The 17,415-nt window shown below is 62.8% G+C and carries 18 protein-coding genes; 6 read left to right on the forward strand and 12 right to left on the reverse strand.

The features are described from left to right. Window positions 1-352 precede the first annotated feature (352 nt). Entirely contained in the window at window positions 353-679 is a 327-nt protein-coding gene (locus ACX80X_RS16230; RefSeq protein WP_252599851.1) for a YegP family protein, read from the forward strand. A gap of 343 nt (window positions 680-1,022) precedes the next feature. On the opposite strand, the gene ACX80X_RS16235 is transcribed toward ACX80X_RS16230, so the two are convergent. Continuing rightward, window positions 1,023-1,652 carry an SDR family NAD(P)-dependent oxidoreductase gene (locus ACX80X_RS16235; RefSeq protein WP_459312643.1) on the reverse strand — a complete coding sequence of 210 codons (630 nt, stop codon included), beginning with the start codon at window positions 1,650-1,652 and terminating at the stop codon, window positions 1,023-1,025. A gap of 254 nt (window positions 1,653-1,906) precedes the next feature. Further along, window positions 1,907-2,344, reverse strand: coding sequence for a VOC family protein (locus ACX80X_RS16240; protein WP_459312645.1), 438 nt, complete (start codon window positions 2,342-2,344; stop codon window positions 1,907-1,909). 445 nt (window positions 2,345-2,789) lie between these two features. Between ACX80X_RS16240 and ACX80X_RS16245 the strand changes: the two genes are divergently transcribed. After that, window positions 2,790-3,221 carry a DUF309 domain-containing protein gene (locus ACX80X_RS16245; protein ID WP_459312647.1) on the forward strand — a complete coding sequence of 144 codons (432 nt, stop codon included), beginning with the start codon at window positions 2,790-2,792 and terminating at the stop codon, window positions 3,219-3,221. 864 nt (window positions 3,222-4,085) lie between these two features. Here the strand turns inward: ACX80X_RS16245 and ACX80X_RS16250 are convergent. Next, a complete protein-coding gene (locus tag ACX80X_RS16250; protein WP_459312649.1) occupies window positions 4,086-5,846 on the reverse strand; it encodes a hypothetical protein in 1,761 nt (586 codons plus the stop codon). A gap of 9 nt (window positions 5,847-5,855) precedes the next feature. Further along, on the reverse strand, window positions 5,856-7,028 hold the full coding sequence (locus ACX80X_RS16255) for an AAA family ATPase (RefSeq protein ID WP_459312651.1): 1,173 nt from the start codon (window positions 7,026-7,028) through the stop codon (window positions 5,856-5,858). A 676-nt stretch (window positions 7,029-7,704) separates the two neighbouring features. Between ACX80X_RS16255 and ACX80X_RS16260 the strand changes: the two genes are divergently transcribed. Next, window positions 7,705-8,406 (forward strand): SMI1/KNR4 family protein, encoded by a 702-nt coding sequence (locus ACX80X_RS16260; RefSeq protein ID WP_459312653.1) that lies wholly within the window; start codon window positions 7,705-7,707, stop codon window positions 8,404-8,406. A gap of 81 nt (window positions 8,407-8,487) precedes the next feature. Here the strand turns inward: ACX80X_RS16260 and ACX80X_RS16265 are convergent, their stop codons facing one another. Further along, window positions 8,488-9,411 (reverse strand): Rossmann-fold NAD(P)-binding domain-containing protein, encoded by a 924-nt coding sequence (locus ACX80X_RS16265; protein ID WP_459312655.1) that lies wholly within the window; start codon window positions 9,409-9,411, stop codon window positions 8,488-8,490. Between the two features lie 82 nt (window positions 9,412-9,493). On the opposite strand from ACX80X_RS16265, the gene ACX80X_RS16270 reads away from it, so the two are divergent. The 3 genes from ACX80X_RS16270 to ACX80X_RS16280 all read left to right on the forward strand — a co-directional run bounded on the left by ACX80X_RS16270 (window position 9,494) and on the right by ACX80X_RS16280 (window position 10,582). Continuing rightward, window positions 9,494-9,907: a winged helix-turn-helix transcriptional regulator gene (locus ACX80X_RS16270; RefSeq protein ID WP_459312657.1), complete on the forward strand. Its 414-nt coding sequence runs from the start codon at window positions 9,494-9,496 to the stop codon at window positions 9,905-9,907. Between the two features lie 200 nt (window positions 9,908-10,107). Continuing rightward, window positions 10,108-10,281, forward strand: a complete 174-nt coding sequence (locus tag ACX80X_RS16275) for a hypothetical protein (protein WP_459312659.1) — start codon at window positions 10,108-10,110, stop codon at window positions 10,279-10,281. 46 nt (window positions 10,282-10,327) lie between these two features. Further along, complete coding sequence (locus ACX80X_RS16280) at window positions 10,328-10,582, forward strand: META domain-containing protein (RefSeq protein WP_459312661.1); 255 nt, start codon at window positions 10,328-10,330, stop codon at window positions 10,580-10,582. Between the two features lie 173 nt (window positions 10,583-10,755). Here ACX80X_RS16280 and ACX80X_RS16285 read toward each other — a convergent pair whose 3' ends face one another. From ACX80X_RS16285 to ACX80X_RS16315, 7 genes are all read right to left on the reverse strand, one after another. Further along, a complete protein-coding gene (locus ACX80X_RS16285; RefSeq protein WP_459312663.1) occupies window positions 10,756-11,253 on the reverse strand; it encodes a hypothetical protein in 498 nt (165 codons plus the stop codon). Window positions 11,254-11,312: 59 nt separating this feature from the next. Continuing rightward, window positions 11,313-12,122: an ArsR/SmtB family transcription factor gene (locus tag ACX80X_RS16290; RefSeq protein ID WP_459312665.1), complete on the reverse strand. Its 810-nt coding sequence runs from the start codon at window positions 12,120-12,122 to the stop codon at window positions 11,313-11,315. A gap of 310 nt (window positions 12,123-12,432) precedes the next feature. Continuing rightward, window positions 12,433-12,858 (reverse strand): hypothetical protein, encoded by a 426-nt coding sequence (locus tag ACX80X_RS16295; RefSeq protein ID WP_459309251.1) that lies wholly within the window; start codon window positions 12,856-12,858, stop codon window positions 12,433-12,435. Between the two features lie 61 nt (window positions 12,859-12,919). Then, window positions 12,920-14,371: an aldehyde dehydrogenase (NADP(+)) gene (locus ACX80X_RS16300; RefSeq protein WP_459312667.1), complete on the reverse strand. Its 1,452-nt coding sequence runs from the start codon at window positions 14,369-14,371 to the stop codon at window positions 12,920-12,922. 48 nt (window positions 14,372-14,419) lie between these two features. Beyond that, window positions 14,420-15,529 (reverse strand): mandelate racemase/muconate lactonizing enzyme family protein, encoded by a 1,110-nt coding sequence (locus tag ACX80X_RS16305; RefSeq protein ID WP_252599843.1) that lies wholly within the window; start codon window positions 15,527-15,529, stop codon window positions 14,420-14,422. Beyond that, entirely contained in the window at window positions 15,529-16,434 is a 906-nt protein-coding gene (locus ACX80X_RS16310; RefSeq protein WP_459312670.1) for a 5-dehydro-4-deoxyglucarate dehydratase, read from the reverse strand. The genes ACX80X_RS16305 and ACX80X_RS16310 overlap by 1 nt, the downstream gene beginning before the upstream one ends. Beyond that, window positions 16,431-17,399: an NAD-dependent epimerase/dehydratase family protein gene (locus tag ACX80X_RS16315; protein ID WP_459312672.1), complete on the reverse strand. Its 969-nt coding sequence runs from the start codon at window positions 17,397-17,399 to the stop codon at window positions 16,431-16,433. Before ACX80X_RS16315 ends, ACX80X_RS16310 begins: the two co-directional genes overlap by 4 nt. Window positions 17,400-17,415: the final 16 nt, after the last annotated feature.

Consider the following 17,415-nt stretch of genomic DNA (forward strand, 5'->3'; position numbering starts at 1 on the left):
AATACCGGGCCAAAGGCCGTGCCATCGACCGCCGAACCTACCCCGCGACACTCACCACGAGAATCTTGACACCCGACCCAGACGACTAACCGAACGGCATTGGCTTTAGGCCCTGCCGTTAGACGGCATAGAGAAGCCCCGGGACGGTCGTCCCGGGGCGTCTCCAGGGTCGGTGATCGAACGGGGGGTCTTGTGGCACAGGCTGTCTTGAGCGAGACTCATTGAGCACGCGATGAACTCATCATTTGGATTGCAGGACAAAACCAGCGGGAAGGGGACGCAACGGCGCGTCCGTTTCTGCTCCGTGGCAACGACGCCGCGGGGCGGATCCCGCAGACCGGGAGGATTTGCTATGGCCGGAATGTTCGAACTGTTCATTGACGCGGAGTCGTATTTCAGGTTCCGCCTAACCGCGCCGGATGGCACCGTGATGGCAGTGTCCAAGGCCTTTGACAACAAGACCGCAGCTGTTGCCGGGATCGCCGCCGTGCGTGAGTACGCCGGCATGGGACTGATTGCCGATGTTTCCCCGACGGAGAGGCGGGCCACGCCGCCGGAGGCACGTGACGTCACTGTCCAGGTTCGTGAAGTCCGGCGCATTCCGGCTGCTGACCTTCACGCACGTTCCCGGGAAATCCATCGCGCCACCAGCGGAAGTCGATGGGCCGGCGCAGTTTAACGCTCTCGACTCCAACAACGCGGCCCGGGCCCTGCGCGAAGACCCGGATCCATTCGTTCGTCGGCTGCCGTCCTCGGCTCGTAATATCGTCTCGACCGGTTGTCCCTGCGACCGGCTCGCCGGGCGCATGGAGCGCTGCGCGAGGCCCGACGTTGACGTCGCTGTAGTCCCTGGCGCCTCCGTGCACTTGATCGTGCACGGAGCTGTGTACTTGGCAGCGTCAAGGAATCTACCTGGTTAGTGCGCGCTCCAGCCATCCGGCTGCAAACCATCTATGTCGGTGAATCCGTACTCTCTGGCAAGTTGAGCGGAGCTGACCGACTGCTGATTCCATTTCCCGAAGCTATCGAGCATCATCTCCGACCGTAGCCATCCAGGCGTGATGGCGATCGCCGTGACTCCGTGCGGTTCCAGCTCGTGGCCTTGAGAAAAGGCCAACCGATTGACCGCGACCTTGGCCAGTGACGTAGAACACCGAGATCCGGTACTCAGTGGCGTTGAATTTGGTAGTCCCATCGGTGACCTCAATGAGAAGACCCCCACGCTTGGTAATTAGCAGCGGAAGCAGATGGTGCGAGGTGATCAGATGAGTGTCAATGGCTAGTCGCAGGATGCGCAGCCCTTTGTCTAGGTCGTGCTCCCAGATAGGGGTGTTCCACTTGGCTGGGCCACCTTTCAGGACCTCAGCACCCCAGATGTCGTTGACCAGCACATCGAGACCGCCATATTCAGTTCGGATCCGCTGGGCCAAGCTTCGGACCTCTTCGGAGTCGAGATGATCGACCTGGATGGCGACTCCGGCGCCGCCGAGCTGCGTGACCAGATCGGCTGTCTCCTCAATGGTCTCGGGCCGGTCGTAGTCCGACCTACTTCTGCCGGCCGCGCTGCTGCGTCCAGTGCAGATTACCGTCGCCCCGGCTTCACCCAGAGCAGCAGCTATGCCGCGTCCAGCGCCTCGGGTCGCTCCTGCCACAACTGCAACTCGGCCTCGCAGGGCATCAGGATCCGGGGACCAGTGCATGGTTTCAGTGTGGCGACAGGATGCAAGGCAAGCAAGACCGCCTCGCTCATTGACGTTTCGGCGGCTGAGCGTCTTCATCGTTCCGTAAGCCCATCGGCTTACGGGCGGGGTCGAGAGCGAAATAAGGAACCGGAAGCGGCTAGGGCGCGTCTGACAAATGTTTGCTTTCCAGGCGATCAGGACGTGTGAGGATGACGACGGCGGTGTCAGTCCTTCTTCAGTTTCTCGGCGAGCATTATGAGGATTCCGCTGGGACCGCGGAGGTACGTGAGTTTGTAGACGTCACCGTAGGTCGCCACGCCGCGTAGCGGTGTACATCCGTGCTTCGCAGCTATCTCAAGGGCTTTGTCGATGTCGTCGACCGAGAAAGCCACGCGGTGCATGCCGATGTCGTTGGGACGAGTTGGGTTCGACTCGATCGCTTTGGGGTGGATGTATTCGAAGAGTTCCAGTTGACCCTGACCATCCGGGGTTTGGAGCATCGCAATTTTCGCGTGGTTGCCATCAAGCCCGACGGCAGTGTCGGCCCACTCGCCGCTGACGGTGTCACGGCCGACGACCGTGAGCCCAAGGGCGGTGAAAAAGGCGATTGTTGCTTCGAGGTCGCGAACGGCGATACCGACGTTCTCAAGTTTGATGGTCATGCGTTGAAACTACCAAGGCGGACCGATTAGCTCCAATGGCGAGCCGGGACTCGACTGAACAAGGTCCGGGACGATTGCCCGCAAGCCGATCCTTGAACGCACACCAAGAATTCAAAGCACGCGGCCCGAGCGAAGTGCATGGCTCGAGGGCAGGATATAGAACGTGGAAGTCATTGGGAGCCGCATCCTGCTTCATCCGTCCGAACCTGAGCGGAGCCACCGGTTTTATCGGGACACGTTGGGCTTGGCGATCTACCGAGAGTTCGGGAGTCGTGATGCGCCGGGCCTCGTGTTCTTCCTCGCGACCAGCGGTGATCATTTCTTCTCTCGCGGCCGCCGTCCCGACGGCATCCTTTGCAGTGGGACGGATGTTCGAAGGGCCGAGCCGTAGCATTGGGCAGATGAAGGTTAGTAAGGTCCACGGACGCTCAGAGCGGAAACTGCAATGACCGGCGACAGGGATCGCGATGCTTCAAGGCGCCCGCGGCAGGCCCGGCCACGTGACGCTCTTGGACGGCCGCTGCCGTACGGAAGCGCTGGCGTGGAGCCGGTCTCCGAGGAGCCGCTGCCGCCGGCGGAGACGTTGGTCTCGGCCCGGAGCCTGGTGGAAGCGGGCCGGCCCTTCGCCGCGCATGAGGTACTTGAGGCCCGATGGAAAGCTGGGCCGGCCCAAGAACGCAACCTTTGGCAAGGTCTCGCCCAGATCTGTGTAGGGCTCACCCACGCCGCCCGGGGGAACAGCGTTGGCGCGCTCCGGCTCTTCGAGCGCGGTGCGGCCCGACTCGAGGCGTACGGTTCAGGCGAAGGGCCGACCTACGGGCTCGATTTGTCCGCCGTTGTGAGTTGCGCGCGTGATCGGATGGACACCGCTCGCTGAGCTCGCGACCAGTATCCTCGCGGCAGGCCGCGGAGGCACTAACTCCGGGAGACTGCTAAGAGTTTTGCTTGACCATTAACTTGTCCCATAAGGGGAACCCTCTACGGGGCACGATCGAGGCTGGTTTGTTGAAGGGTAGCTACGGAGCTGGGCGGCTTTCGTTCGACCGATGGTCCCTACTATGACCCGGAGAAGCACGCCAAATCGGGCAGTGCGTCGGCATCGCCGCACTCGGAGCCCTCGCGGCCCTGACTGACGCCCGGGCCGGATACCTGATCGCGATGGCGATCGTCACCATCTGCGCTGCAGTGATCGTCGGCACCGAGCTGCGCACCCGGCCCACAACAGAGTTCGGCACGACGACATGACGCACCGGAATGTACCGCCCAGGCCTGAAGGGGCGTCCACGAAACGTGGACAATAACACGCTAGGCGGTCCAGCTGTCAATGGCTTCACCGCTCACGACGATTCCGCCGGACGGAGGAATGTCGACAGTGAGCACGTTCGCTCGGCCGACATGGCTGCCTTGCTGCACCGCCACCACCCGGCTTGGCGTCGGGGTCGCCGTAGTACTCGCCGAAAATCGGGCGGAGATGAATATGGCTGGCCGCCGGTAACCCGGCCGTTCAGTCGCGGGAAGTGCCCGGCTGGAGCGTGGCAACGGCTGGCCCCGGCACAAGAAAACCGACAGCGAACAAGAGCGGACCCTGGGAGTGTGGTTGCACGTCCAGCGCATGAAGCATCGCCGCGGCGAACTCGGCCCGGACAAGGAAGCTCAGCTGAATGCGGATCTTCCCGGGTGACGTGCCGGCAGGGTGCGCGGCCGTAAGGTAGCCCGCGTTTCAGCTCGGAACCGCGTCCAATTACGACTGCTCACTAGGGATGTCCAGAGCTGACGGATCCGTGGGCGGCTGATGTTCGAACCCTGGGAATGGGATTCCCGGCAATTCCCAAGTCAGAGTCTCGGGGATTCCATCCTCAATATGGTCCTTCCCGGGCATGACCCAGATCAGTTTCTCTCCCTGCGGGTCAAACGTCACTTCCCTGCCAGCGGCGGTGCCCGCTTCGAGGGCTTTCGTCACGTCTGCGGCATCACGTACAACCGTGCTGGGGTGATAGAGCACAGCTGGCCCCAAGTTGAACTTGCTGCCTTGAATCTCGACCACAAAAGCCGGGATCGGCATCGTGATAGCACACCCCCCGGACATCAACGCCTTTATGCCGTCATCCGTCTTTTCGGAAAGGGTCGCCGTGAGCGAGGTTTCCGGCGGCATCCACGTCGCGTTGCCGTCTGTGAGCAGGCGGGCAACACGAAGCATGGCGCGCTGACGATGGGACATCTCCTTCGGTACCGTAAATTTCGCGTTGAGTTTGCGCTCAAGAACAGCGAGGTCGTCTACGAGCAACTCCATTGAACGATCCACTAGCAGCGCATCGCCCGTCGCTAGTCCCTTCAGGAACTTCCGCTCCTCGAAGAGCACCTGTATGACAGATCCGGAATCGAAGTCCCTGAGAAGCTGCAAGACTCCCTGCGCATCACTGACACGAGCGTTCGCGAAGTCCATGGTCAGGCCAAAATTTCCCGGATTTGAAATGGTGTAAGGGATCTCAGCGTCGAGGTTCAACATTCCGTAGAAGTTCGCCAGGAACGCAACGCCCCGCTCGCCATCACTCTTGGCGTGGATCATGCCCTGATGGCTTGCACGGGTAAAGCCGTCCTCGTCCAGGAACTCCAGCGTTACGGAGATTTGCTGATCCGCAGGCAGCCGATCGTCCGCCCGTACTTCGATCCGTTCGATGGCACCCCCCTCTTGGAACCATTCCGGCCCGATCGCCTTGAAATCCTCTATGGCTGACCCTGGAATAGTCAGATGCCGGCGGGCTCCATAGTCGAGCATTCTTTGAATGTCTTGCCCCAAGCCGGATGCGTTGCTCTTCACCGTGACCTTAAAACCGAGCGGTTCCAGTTCAGCCGCGCGTGGATGCTTGGCGCGATAGACCTCTGTAACACCGTGTTCAGAAACCTGGAAGTCGACGCCCCAGTACATGCTGCGCCCTCCGGCCAGTTCATGAAGGTCCGAGATCCGGCTGGACAGGTCTGCCGGCCCGGTCAGTACCGCACGCTCTTCCCGAATGGTCTTTATCAATTCGACCAATGGGTTGCGAGTGGCAGCAGCCAGCAGATCAGGGTGACGGGCGAGCTCGGAGTCAAGACGTGCCGGACCCCACACACTCGGCATGGCCGCCTTGCCGCCTTCAATGTCCTTGGCAAGCCCGCTTACGTATTTACTTTCCTGCACCGTTGGATTGCGGGGCACGACCAGCGTCCATAGGGGTGGCTCGTGATTCTTCCAGGCGCTGTCAAAGGATTTCTTGATCTGCTTGCGTCTGGTTTCCCTGAACCCTCCGGAAAACCCCTCTGGGAAATGCTTGAGCTGGAAGATCCGGCTGACTTCACCGGCGACGTACAGGGCTACGTCGATCCCGCCATCACCGCCCCTCCCGTCGATGACTTCAGCGGTGGATTCAGGGGGACAGTGATACTTGCGCATCAGCAGCGCTTCGACCACACGGTTGAAGTCGTTCTCGCTGATGTGGGCCCAGTCGATACTGCCTTCATGCATGGTGTCTGCCTACTCCTCGAATTGGCGGCTGATGAAGCCTGACATGCCGGGAACGGTAAAGCGGACGGCGCCATGATCAGGGGCGTAAATAAGGCCTTTGGAGATGAGGCTGGATCGGGCAACGGTCACCTGGCTCGCTGCGCGCTTAAGGCGTGATGCGACCTGGGCAGTGGACGAGGCTTCGTCATGGTCCTCGGCCATGGCGCGGAGGTACTGACGTTCTGCCGGTGTCGCCCGTTGCCAGCGTGCCCTGAAGAACCCTGCGTCGAGTTGTTCTGTCCCTATTTCTATGGCCAGTCGGGCGTCGTCAAGGTTGACTGTTTTGCTGGAGGATACGTCCCAAACGGCCTTGCCGTAGGCCTGAAGAAAGAAGGGATACCCGTCTGCCGCTGTGACAAGCACCCGAAGGGCGTCTGCGTCCAGGTGCGCACCCAGCTGGTTCATGGGGAGGCTGATGGCGTCTGCCGCCGACGCGTGGTCAAGGGCTCCGATGGTGCGGTAGTCAAAGAGGCGTTCGGAGTATGACCTTGTGGCGCTGAGTTTTCCGGGCAGGTTGGGCAGCCCTGCGCCGATGATGAAGAAGGGCCAGCCTTTCTGACCGGCCAGGTGCTGGACAGAAATAAGCGCTCCCAGAAGTTCGTCATCCAGGTCCTGCATCTCGTCGATGAAGATTCCGAAGCCGCTGCGGGTTTTACCCATAGCTGTCGCTATGTCTTCGACGAGTTCCTCGAGGTCAATGTCTAGGTTCCCGGAGTCTGCCCGCCCTTCCGTGGCGCCGAGTGTGGCTGACACCCCCGTAACGCCGTGGGTGAAATTGAAGGAACCAATACTGCCCAGGACATCCTTTACGTAGTCCCAAGCGGACCTGGTGCGCAACCTTCTCGCCCCCGCTTCGATCGCACGGGCCAGTTTTTGCCGTGTTGCCTTCCTGCCGTCAGGAGAGGGCTGGGCTTCTATCTGCACAACGAACCAGTCATGCCGCTCTGCCTGTGCGGCGAAGTTGTTCAGCAGAACGGTCTTGCCGACCCCTCGGAGCCCGGACAGGAGCATTCCCCGTTCGGTCGCTTGGCGTTTGGTCCTGACGATCAGACGGTCAAACGCTTCTATTTCTGCTTCGCGTCCCTCCAGCGCTGGGGGCTTGAGGCCTGAGCCGGGGGCGAAGGGGTTCATGTCGGAGTCCACCCGGACAGTCTATAGAAAAGTATGAGTCGGTATAAGGATTTTTTTATACTGAAGGATATTTTTTTATGAAGTAGAAATAGGTGGCGGGTACCCGTTTGGGGAACCCTTTACGGGAGGATGGCGGGTGCGACATGGACGCCGCTAGATTTACCCCGAAGCCAAGCACCCCCTGAGCTCGATGCCTAGCTAAAAGCCACTTGCACGGGCTTGAACCTGAAAGGCCCGCCGCATCCGGGAACGTCATTACGGACACCGTCGACGTCCATCACAACCAGCTGAGCTCTCAGGTCCATGCGAGATGACAGGTCGAAAGAGCAGTCATTTCTAACGATCTGCCGGCGCAGCTTGGGATAAGATTCTTGCCTGGTTCGACGGAAAAGAACGCGGTACGTATTGCCGAATGCCTCGCCCCGGACTCTCACCAGTGGAGAGATATGGATTTCGTCGCCCAGTTGAGTCAACGAGGCGCTTCCGTCTCGAGGAGCAACGCGGTATTCGGAACGGGCGTGCGGAAGAGGAACCTTTACCGGACGACCAATTGGCGTCAGACGCGTAAGACCCGAATCCGCAAGAACCCTCACCCAAGCCCGACTTCTCTCCGCCCCCGACTCGAGGAAGGTATTGATGCTTGGCCTCGCTCGTGTCCATTGAGGGCAAAGGCGCGTAGATTCACCCCATGGGGACACAGGAACTCTGGACCGACATCGTCAGGTGGCTGAGCATCAACGCCCCCGTGACGGCCAAAACCATTCGGGCACCGGCACCGGAGCCCCTGATTCGCTCATTTGAACAGGCCGCACCGAACGGCTGGCCGAGCGATCTGTCGACCCTGTATCGCCTCTTCGACGGTGCGGAACCGTCAACGGCGGGGTACATCCTCCCGAGGTATCGCCCACTTCCCCTGGAGGAAGCTGAGAAAGAACGACAAATGATGCTTAGCATCATGGCGGAGGACGGGGCGGAAGCAAATGCAGAATTCGAACGGGCAATGAGTTCCCCAATCTACCGAAACCTGCGGGCGGTCAGTGAATCCCACAGCAGCGTTCCTCTGCCCGAACCCCATAAACCCTACGACCCAGCAGATGCTGAAGCTGCTGAAGCCGGTACCCGCGCCTGGATCTTCATCTCCTCGTTCCTGCCAATCGCAGACAACAACGCCGGCGACTACCTGTTCGTCGATCTCCGGGCCGGGCGGCAGCACGGCTGCGTCAGCGAGTGGTTCAAGGGCGAGGCTGATTGGCGCCCCGCCATCTGGTCATCCGTCGAAGAACTCCTGGAAGAAACGCTGACCAGCCTGCGAAAACAACGACCAGTATTCTTCTCCATGCCCTCGGTCATAGAGGGCTGTCTGAATTGGAAATTAGTCCGGGAACGGTAAGCCAGCAGAACAGGGAGCCCCTGAACGCCTGTCCCCCGACCGTGCACCCAGATCTCGACTCGTGGTCAGGAAATGAACGAGTCAATAGCGACCGTTTCGACGCCTCCCTTCTTTTGCACTCGGAGTGCCTCCCGGACAGCCGCTGGACTTAGGATTCGGGCGTCCCTTTGGGGAACCCTGAGCGGGCGCCTTCTCGATTCGTGTCAGTTGTGCGCGGCTGCTGCTGCAACAGCCAGCGGATCCGCCAGGTCCCTTCCCAGGATGTGGGTGATAGTCGGTGTTGGTTCCGTCGAGGAATCCGTGAGCTGCAGCGGTGTGGATGGACAGCAGCATTGAGGGCTGGAACGGCAACAGCCCTGCTGTGTTCAGGGACTGCCTGAGATCCTCCATTGTGCCGGGCCGGTACGCTGACCCCAGCCGGTCCGCGACGTCCTGGCCCGTGATCACCCTTTTCCCGACCAGGTTGTAGGTCCGGCCGCTGTGCGGTTCGGGGTTCTGGGCGACGATTGACGCCGCTTCGGCGAGGTCTTGCCGAGCGACGGCCGCTACCCCGCCGTGGCCGAACGGAGCTGTAATCACTCCATCTCGTGGCGTGAGGAGCTGACCGATCAGCTCGGCATATAAGCCGTTCCTCATGACCGTCCACGGGAGCTCTCCGTTCCGGAGGCGGCGTTCGGTCCACCGGTGGGCTAGGGCGAATCCGAGGTGATCGCCGTCGTCGGCGAGGCTGGTGTAAATGATGTGCCGTACTCCGTCGCGTTCCGCGGCCGTGATGGCGTTCTCGTGCCGGTTGATGACGACGTCGTCTTCGGCGGTCCCGGCGGAGATGAGGACCAGCGTGTGTACGCCGGCCAAATCGATCGTTGGATCGTCAAAGTCCAGATGACGGAGCGGGCCGTTGCCGCCAGGGTTGCGGGTTCCCCCGACTGCCGGCGCACCGGATTCCGTGAGGTGTTCGAGGACTGCTGTGGCGAGGTGGCCGGAGGCCCCGGTAACGAGAATCATGCATGAGCTCTTTTCGCTGGTACTTTTCGGTAACTGGACTTATCCTCAGTAACCAGCTGAATATGCACAAGGAGGCACTCTGATGTCAGGCAGTCACACGGAAGTAACCGCGACGCTTGAGCCGTGCGGTGATGCCGGTCATCCGGACTGCGGTATCCGTGACGTACTGGATCGGATCGGCGACAAATGGTCGGTGCTCGTCATCGTGGAGCTGGCCTCCGGTACGAGGCGTTTTAGGGAACTGCAGCGCGCGATCGACGGTATCTCCCAGCGCATGCTGACCCTCACCGTCAGGCGGCTCGAACGCGATGGCCTAGTCACCCGGACCGTCTATCCCACGGTCCCTGCGCAGGTCACCTACGAGCTCACGCAGCGCGGAAGCAGCCTCACCCACCTGGTCAAACAGCTCGCGGACTGGTCACTGGAACATAAGGATTCCATCGGGCAATCGCGGGAACTGTACGACCAGCAAAACCCGGACCACGCGATCCGGTAACCGCCCAATAGCCGTCCTGCCGATCGGCTAGCCGGACCGTGTGCGGAACGTTCAGCGGGACGCTTCTCGGGATTGATGAAAACTGCGCCGCCGGCATATAGGCTCCAAACAGTGGTTCACATTCAAGGGGGCACAATGAAGCGCAGGTGGTTGTGGCATTACACGCTTCCTTTCCTATTTCTTGGCATGATGTTGACATCTTGCGGAGACACGAAAACGGGCGGACCGGGAGCTGCCGTACCCACACCCAGCTCCGCAACGCCCACCAGCTCAATGCCTGGTTCAACCGGCACAACCCCACCCCAGGAAACATGCGCGGCGTTCCTGCCCTCGACACCGTGCACCAGATACACCAGCGTTTCCGGGACCACTAGTGGTAAAGAAGTACCCTGGGCGGCCTCCGGAAGGGTCAAAGCAGCGTTGACTTCCGTCAACGGAGAACTGCAGCTGAGCGTGACCACCGGATGCGGACCCTTGAGTGCCCAAGCAACAATCACGGGGAACACACTTACTGCCAAGGACATCGCAACAGGCGCGTCGGGCTGCACGGCCGATACCGGCGAGCAGCAGCAGTGGGTGGAGAATTTCCTCAAGCGGCCCATTGAGATGGCATACAGCCAAGGCATTCTTAGCTGGACGAGCGGAACAGAAACACTCAGCTTCAAAGGCAAGTAAATGTAACAGCCCGCCCAGGGACCGTTGGCGGAAAAGGCGGCTAAATCGCTGGCAGGCGGCCAAGGTGGGCCAATTCAGGTTGTTTCAAGGAAAGGCATTCGTAGAGGGATCCTTGAGCGGACAGGGTTAGCGCGTGCCGCAGTCATCCGTGCGCTGGTGAACGGCTTGGCTACTTATGCTTTGGACGGTGCATTCTTGGGGAGTAAGTCCAGGAGTTGTTGGGTGTGTGCCGGAATTTCTACGGTTGCCAGCCCGGTGATGATTTCCCTCAAGGGAACAGGCTCATCGACCAAGACTTCGTCGTTCGACAGGAGCCTGCTGGGCACCATGGTGTCGAGTTCGGGCTCGCTGAGTGTGGCGCCGAGTGCGCGCAGTGCCTCTGCCTGGGCGCGGATGCGAGCCTGAAGTCCGGCGGTGCCGCCGGTCAAGGTGATCGCGTGCCTGATGGTCCATGTGTCGAGAGCGATGCGGTTGTCGTACGTGGTGTTGATTCCTGCGGCCACAGCCGAGATGGCCGCGATTGTGGTCGCGTTCACGAGCGTGACGTGGGCCAGGATCTGCTCGGCATCCCATTCCCCGTGCTGCGGTGTGGAGTGGGATTCACCCGCATCCGCGGCAGCGGCGGCGTTGAGCAGCGATTGGTAGGCATCTCGAAGTTGGGTGGTGTTCATGGTGTTTTCGCCTTCCTGTGGTCGTGGTGTCCGGGTGATAACTGGCAGTGGTGAGCGCTTTATGTGTGCGCGGGAGACATGCTCCAGGGTGCTTGCGGGAGTACTTCGCCGGTTTCCAGGAGGGATTTTAGGTTCGCCAGGACGGCCGGCCAGCCGTGGGAGATACCGTTCAGCATTTCCCGATTGGGAAGATTCTCGTGGGTCACGGTGAGCCGGACGATGTCTTCGTGGGGCTCGACAAGGAAGGTCACAACCGATGGTTCTCTTGGGGTCTCCGCGTCGGGAGCGTCCTCGAAGGTGATGACCAGGCGGGTGGGAGGTTGGACCGTGATTACGCGTCCGGTCACATCAACGATGCCGGATCCATCGATGCGCTGATGTTCCCACGCCGAGCCTGGCTGCCAGTCCGACACGTTTGCATGAGCCCAGTACTGCGCGGTCATGTCTGCGTCGGTCAGGGCCTGCCATACCTGGTCAGCGCTTGCCTTGATGTAGGTGACATAGACGTAGGACGGAACCGGGATGGGTTCGGTACTCATGGCGCTCTCCTCTGCTTGGGTCTTGATTGCACCGATCGTTCGCAACCGGGGCTTGTCGAACTCCGCGATCCACCGCTTCTCGATTTCCTGGATGGGCGTCGGGTTGAGGTAGTGAAGGCGTTCGCGTCCACGCCGCACGACAACCACCAGGTTTGCCTGCTCAAGGACATCAAGGTGCTGCGTTGCTGACTGCCGCTTCATGTCCAGGCGTTCGCACAGCTCCCGCAGCGTCTGACCGTTGTGCTCACGCAAACGGTCAAGCAGCAACCGACGGGTCGGATCAGCCATCGCTTTGAAGACCGAGTCCATTTCTCTGTCCTCAGAACTCATACAACCAATATGCAGGCAATCACCTGCACATTGTCAAGCACCAGAGGTCTGCTCACTCAAGTTGGTCCTATCTTCGGCGCCCGCAAGCCGGTCCCCCACGGGTGCAAACACTTCTCAAATTTCCGGAGCGCGATCGCCGCGTTTCCGCAGCCGGTCCATTCGCATAGGACCCGCCCGCAAAAATGCCCGGTGAGGGAACCCCATACGGGACACATTAGGAAGGGTTCTCAGGTGATGGCGATGTCCGGTCCCTGAATCGCTCTCCAGAGCATGCCGTGGTTCGGACTCGGCACGCGTCGAAGGAGGAAACCTAGTCAGCGTCGTATGGGGTGTCGAACAGAGTGACTCCCCATTCCGGGTTCTGCAGGACGATACCGGTCTCCCGTTGCACGAACTGGAGCGGGTCCTGGAGATAAATTGCCATCCGCGTCCCACGGGAAGCCGCAGGCGCCACAAAACTTTCCAGCGTTCCCGGATCAGGCGTGATGGCTTGGCCGACAATGGTGACTCTAAGCGCGTATGAAGCGCAGGGGATCCGCACGGAAATCCATGGACTGCCGCTCACGCTGGCGAACCTGATGGCGTAGTCGCCCCTGCCCACCCCCGGACCGGAGGGTACGTCGGCCGGGACCATGGAGCCGGAAGTGAAGTACTGGCACACCAGCACTCCGTTGGTGAGAGCATCTTTCGAACCTTGGCCTAAGCAGTCGTCGGCGCAGGCCATTAGCAGTGGCATGCCCCATCAACGCTAAGAACAACCCTTCTAGTTGACCCCTGCCTTGATGGCCCGCGAACAGCTACGGAAGAACCAGTTCACCGTCCACGCGGCGCGGGATGCCCAGCGGGTTGCTTTCGCGCAGTGCCGGGTGCAGCACCGTTTCCGGAGCATCCTGGTAGGCAACGGGGCGCTGGAAGCGGCGGACCGCCGTCGCGCCTACCGAGGTGAACAGGGACGTGGTGGCCGGGTACGGGCCGCCGTGCTGCTGCGCCCAGTTCACGGCGACGCCGGTGGGCCAGCCGTCGAACAGGACCCGCCCGGCAAGGCCGGACAGCTGCTCCACGAGGTCCCCGATGTCCTCGCCCGGCTGGGCGTGGACAGTGGCGGTCAGGCTGCCGGGAACTTTGGCCAGGACGGCGGAGAGTTCTTCCTGGTCAGAGAATTCGATCAGCATCGTGGTGGGGCCGAAGCACTCCTCCAGCAGCTCGTCCGGGCGCTCCAGGACGTTGGCGGCGGAGGTGGAGAACACCACGGGCGCTGCGCCGTTGAGGGTGGCGTCCTGGTCCGCGGTGCCGCTGACGATGGTCACGCCGGGGAGCGAAGCCACGTTGCGCATGCCCTCCGGGTACGCGTCGGAGATCCGGGTGGTGAGCATGGCCGCCGTCGGCTTGTCCTTGCTGGCCTCAGCCAGTTCCGCGGCGAATTCTGTGCCCGCCGGGATGAAGACCAGGCCCGGCTTGGTGCAGAACTGGCCGGCGCCCATGGTGAATGATGCTGCAAGTCCCGCCGCGAGCTGGCCGGAACGTTCGGCCAGCGCGGCCGCGGTGATGACCACCGGGTTCAGGCTGCCCAGCTCGCCGTAGAACGGGATGGGATCGGGCCGCGAAACCGCGAGGTCAAAGAGCGCCCGGCCGCCCGGGATGGACCCGGTGAAGCCCACGGCCTTGATGGCGGGATCCTGCACCAGCGCGGTACCCACCTCGCGGCCTGCCACAAGCGCGAACAGCCCCTCCGGCGCTCCGGCCGAACGCAGGGCTTCGGTGACCACTTCGGCCGTCCGCTCGGACAGCTTCAGGTGGCCCGAGTGGGCCTTGACGATCACCGATGAGCCCACAGCCAGGGCCGACGCGGTGTCGCCGCCGGCCACCGAGAACGCGAACGGGAAGTTGGAGGCCGAAAAGACTGCCACCGGGCCGATGGGACGCAGGATGCGGCGCAGGTCCGGCTTCGGCGGGGTGGCGGAGGGATCCGCGTGGTCAATCACGGCTTCGAGGTAGGAGCCTTCGGTGATCACGCGTGCGAACAACCGCAGCTGGCCGGAGGTGCGGGCCACCTCGCCGGTCAGCCGGACGGTGCCGAGGCTGGTCTCCGAATCGGCGATCTCCACCAGCTCGGCCACTTTGGCGTCCAAGGCGTCGGCGACGGCATTGAGCCAGCCTGCGCGCTCGGCGTCCGACGCGGCAGCCGCGATGGAGGCCGCCCGGGTGGCGGCGGCCGTGAGCTCGGAGAGGGAAAGGGTTGCAGTTGTCACTGGAAAGTCCTGTTCGTCATGTCTGCGGTCAGTCGTGATTGCGAGCTGTCAGGTCTGCGGGTTGTCCGTGAACCGGAAGCCGAGTCCCGGCTGGTCCGTAAGCGTGAGGCGGCTGTTGCTGAAGCGGACCGGTGCGGGCCCGGCCAGGATGCCCAGCTGTTCGAACGACGCGTCCTCCACGTCCTCCACCAGGGTGGGCTCCGCCAGGGTAAGGGCAAGCTGTCCGGACAGTTCCGGCAGCAGGTGCGGCATCACGCGGATGCTGTTGGTCCGGGCCAGCTCCACGATCCGCCGGAACGGCGTGATGCCGCCTACCCGGATGATGTTCGGCTGGATGATGTCCACCGCCTCCGCCTCAATGAAATCGCGGAAACGGTAGATCGTGTGCAGGTTTTCGCCCAAGGCGATGGGCACGGGTGAATGCTTCCGCAGCCTGCGGTAGGCCCAGAGGTCGTCCGCGCGGAGGGGCTCCTCGAGCCACTCCAGCCCGTACTCCGCGAGCACGTCCAGGGCCTTGAACGTGGTGGGCAGGTCCCACCGCTGGTTGGCATCGATCATAAGCTTCCGGTCCGGTCCGAGGACGGAGCGGACCGCGGCGACGCGCTCGGCGTCCTCGCGGATATCGGGCTTGCCCACCTTGATCTTGACGGCCCGGTGGCCCGCGGCAATCCAGCGCTCGGTCTGGGCCACCAGCTCCTCCAGCGTGTAGTGGAGGTTCACCCCTGAGCCGTACACCTCGGCGGACTCCTGCCGCTGGCCCAGCAGGCCCGTGACTGAAGTACCGGCACCGCGTGCCTGGAGGTCCCAGAGGGCAAGGTCGACGCCGGCCATGGCTATGGTGGTCAGTCCCCCGCCGCCGGCCTCATGCAGCCGCTTCCACAACGCGTCCCATACCGTCTCGGGATTGGCGGGCAGCCCCTCAACGAAGGGCGCGATGTCGTAGTCGAGGAGCGCTTTGACGGCCTGCGGGCCGATGGTGGGCGTCCACGAAAAACCGTGCCCCGCGCCGCCGTCGTCCGTCTGGATCTCCGTAACGATCACGTGGTTTTCCGGTGCCTCCACTCCCCAGCTGCGGCGCAGCGGGACAGTCAGGAGGCGGGTGGTCAGACCGGTAATGCGCGGAGCGGTCCGGACGGTTTCGACGGCGGGCGCACTCATCAGCGGCCGGCCAGCTCGTAGCCCTTGGCCAGGATGGACTTCAGCTGGAGCAGCTGGTCCTCGGTGGGGTCCACCAGCGGCGGACGGACCGGGCCGACAGGAAGTCCGCCCAGCCGCAGGCCGGCCTTGACCAACGAGACGCCGAAGCCGGGGGTCTGGTCCCGGAGCTGCACCAACGGAGCGTAGAAGCCCTCCAGCAGGGCGTTGCGGCGGTCCTCATCGCCAGAGACAAAGGCGTCGTAGTACGCCTTGGCGATCTCCGGTGCCATGGCGAACGCCGCCGAGGAGTAGAACGGAATGCCCAGGCCCCGGTAGGCGCCCTGGGTCAGTTCGGCCGTCAGGAGCCCGTTGAAGAACGCGAAGTCCTCGCGCCCCGTGGTGCGGACCGCGGACACAATCTCCTGGGCCAGGCCCACATCGCCCAGCCCGTCCTTGAAGCCGATCACCTTGGGGTTGGCGGCGAGGCGGACCATGGAGGCGGCTGTGAACTTGGCGTTGCCGCGGTGGTACACGATCACCGGGAGGCTGCTGGCGTCCGCCACTGCCTCGATGTACGCCACCAAACCGTCGGTGGGGCCGGTGACCAGGTACGGCGGCAGGACCAGGAGTGCATCGGCTCCGGCTTCCTCGGCAACACGGGCGGCGGCGATGGCGTGCCCCAGCGGCCCGCCGGCTCCGGCCACCACTGGCACTTTACCTGCCACAACCTCGACGGCGGCGGTCACCACGGTGCGCACCTCGTCGATGCTCAGGGCGTGGAATTCGCCGGTGCCGCAGGCAGGAAACACGCCGCCGGGTCCGAACGGCAGCCTCGAACCGATGTGCTCCTTGAGGAGCTCCACATCCACGGTGCCTTCCGGCGTGAACGGGGTGACGGGAAAGAACAAAACGCCGTCGAATTTCATGATGTCTCCTTGGCATCGCTGCCGGCGCTTACCAGCGCGGCGGATGTCTCGTCGTTGAGGGTGGAATCGGTCTTCAGTTCGGTCCGCCAGCTGCGCTTGGGTTCCCAGCCGAGCAGTTGACGGGCCTTCGCGATGGAGAAGGCCGGGCTGGTGCCGGTCAGGCCGGCGGCGAGGGCTTCGCTGCCGGGCAGGAACCGTGGCATCAGCTCGGCCAGCGGTGCCGTGGCCAGGGCATCAGCGGCCCCCACAAAGAAGGTTTCGCCGTTCGGGACGGAGTCCATCTTCTGCAGGAGCACGTCCAGGAAATCGGCCACATCGCGAGCGTCCACGTAGTTGAACAGAGCGGGCGCGGACAGGGCAGGATCGGCCAGCCGTTCGGCCAGGGTATGGCCCTGCTGCGTGGGCGCGCCTTCCCATTCTTCCGGCGAGATGACGTAGCAGGGCCGGAAGGCGGCGTAGCGGATCTTCTCCCCCTGCGCCGCGGCAAACATCTGAACGGTCTGCTCGGCGATAAGTTTGGACAGCGCGTACGCGTTCCAGGGCTTTGGCGCCGTTTGCTCATCCAGCGGGAAGCTCGCGGGCAGCCAGCCCGCCGGGCAGCCGTAGCCCAGCACCGTGGGGCTGCTCGCCGTGACGATCTTGCCGATCCCCAGTTCCGTGGCCGCGCTGATGACAGCGTAGGCAAGGCGGGTGTTGGTGGCGAAGATGACGTCCTCCGGCGCGCTGAACGGAACGGCGATCGCTGCAAGGTGGATGACGGCGTCGGGCCTGGCCTCCCGGAGGAGGCGCAAAGCCTCGCCCGGGGCCAGCAGATCGCCGGTTTCCTGCACAACGCCGGCCAGCAACTGGTCCGCCGGGATGGCGTCGCGGTCCACCGAGATGACCTCGTGGCCCGCTGCCGAGAGCCCCGCCACGACGCTGCGCCCCAGCCGGCCGGAGCCGCCGGTGACAAAGATCCTGCTCATGTTGGTTCCTTTAGGA

The sequence above is a fragment of the Pseudarthrobacter sp. MDT3-1 genome, from assembly GCF_054510755.1.

What these genes read in the sequence shown, in the direction of transcription:
- ACX80X_RS16290 (WP_459312665.1), bottom strand. Translation starts at nt 12,122, where the DNA reads ATGAGTTCTGAGGACAGAGAAATGGACTCGGTCTTCAAAGCGATGGCT.
- ACX80X_RS16285 (WP_459312663.1), bottom strand. Translation starts at nt 11,253, where the DNA reads ATGAACACCACCCAACTTCGAGATGCCTACCAATCGCTGCTCAACGCC.
- ACX80X_RS16315 (WP_459312672.1), bottom strand. Translation starts at nt 17,399, where the DNA reads ATGAGCAGGATCTTTGTCACCGGCGGCTCCGGCCGGCTGGGGCGCAGC.
- ACX80X_RS16260 (WP_459312653.1), top strand. Translation starts at nt 7,705, where the DNA reads ATGGGGACACAGGAACTCTGGACCGACATCGTCAGGTGGCTGAGCATC.
- ACX80X_RS16265 (WP_459312655.1), bottom strand. Translation starts at nt 9,411, where the DNA reads ATGATTCTCGTTACCGGGGCCTCCGGCCACCTCGCCACAGCAGTCCTC.
- ACX80X_RS16230 (WP_252599851.1), top strand. Translation starts at nt 353, where the DNA reads ATGGCCGGAATGTTCGAACTGTTCATTGACGCGGAGTCGTATTTCAGG.
- ACX80X_RS16295 (WP_459309251.1), bottom strand. Translation starts at nt 12,858, where the DNA reads ATGCCACTGCTAATGGCCTGCGCCGACGACTGCTTAGGCCAAGGTTCG.
- ACX80X_RS16245 (WP_459312647.1), top strand. Translation starts at nt 2,790, where the DNA reads ATGACCGGCGACAGGGATCGCGATGCTTCAAGGCGCCCGCGGCAGGCC.
- ACX80X_RS16310 (WP_459312670.1), bottom strand. Translation starts at nt 16,434, where the DNA reads ATGAAATTCGACGGCGTTTTGTTCTTTCCCGTCACCCCGTTCACGCCG.
- ACX80X_RS16240 (WP_459312645.1), bottom strand. Translation starts at nt 2,344, where the DNA reads ATGACCATCAAACTTGAGAACGTCGGTATCGCCGTTCGCGACCTCGAA.
- ACX80X_RS16305 (WP_252599843.1), bottom strand. Translation starts at nt 15,529, where the DNA reads ATGAGTGCGCCCGCCGTCGAAACCGTCCGGACCGCTCCGCGCATTACC.
- ACX80X_RS16270 (WP_459312657.1), top strand. Translation starts at nt 9,494, where the DNA reads ATGTCAGGCAGTCACACGGAAGTAACCGCGACGCTTGAGCCGTGCGGT.
- ACX80X_RS16250 (WP_459312649.1), bottom strand. Translation starts at nt 5,846, where the DNA reads ATGCATGAAGGCAGTATCGACTGGGCCCACATCAGCGAGAACGACTTC.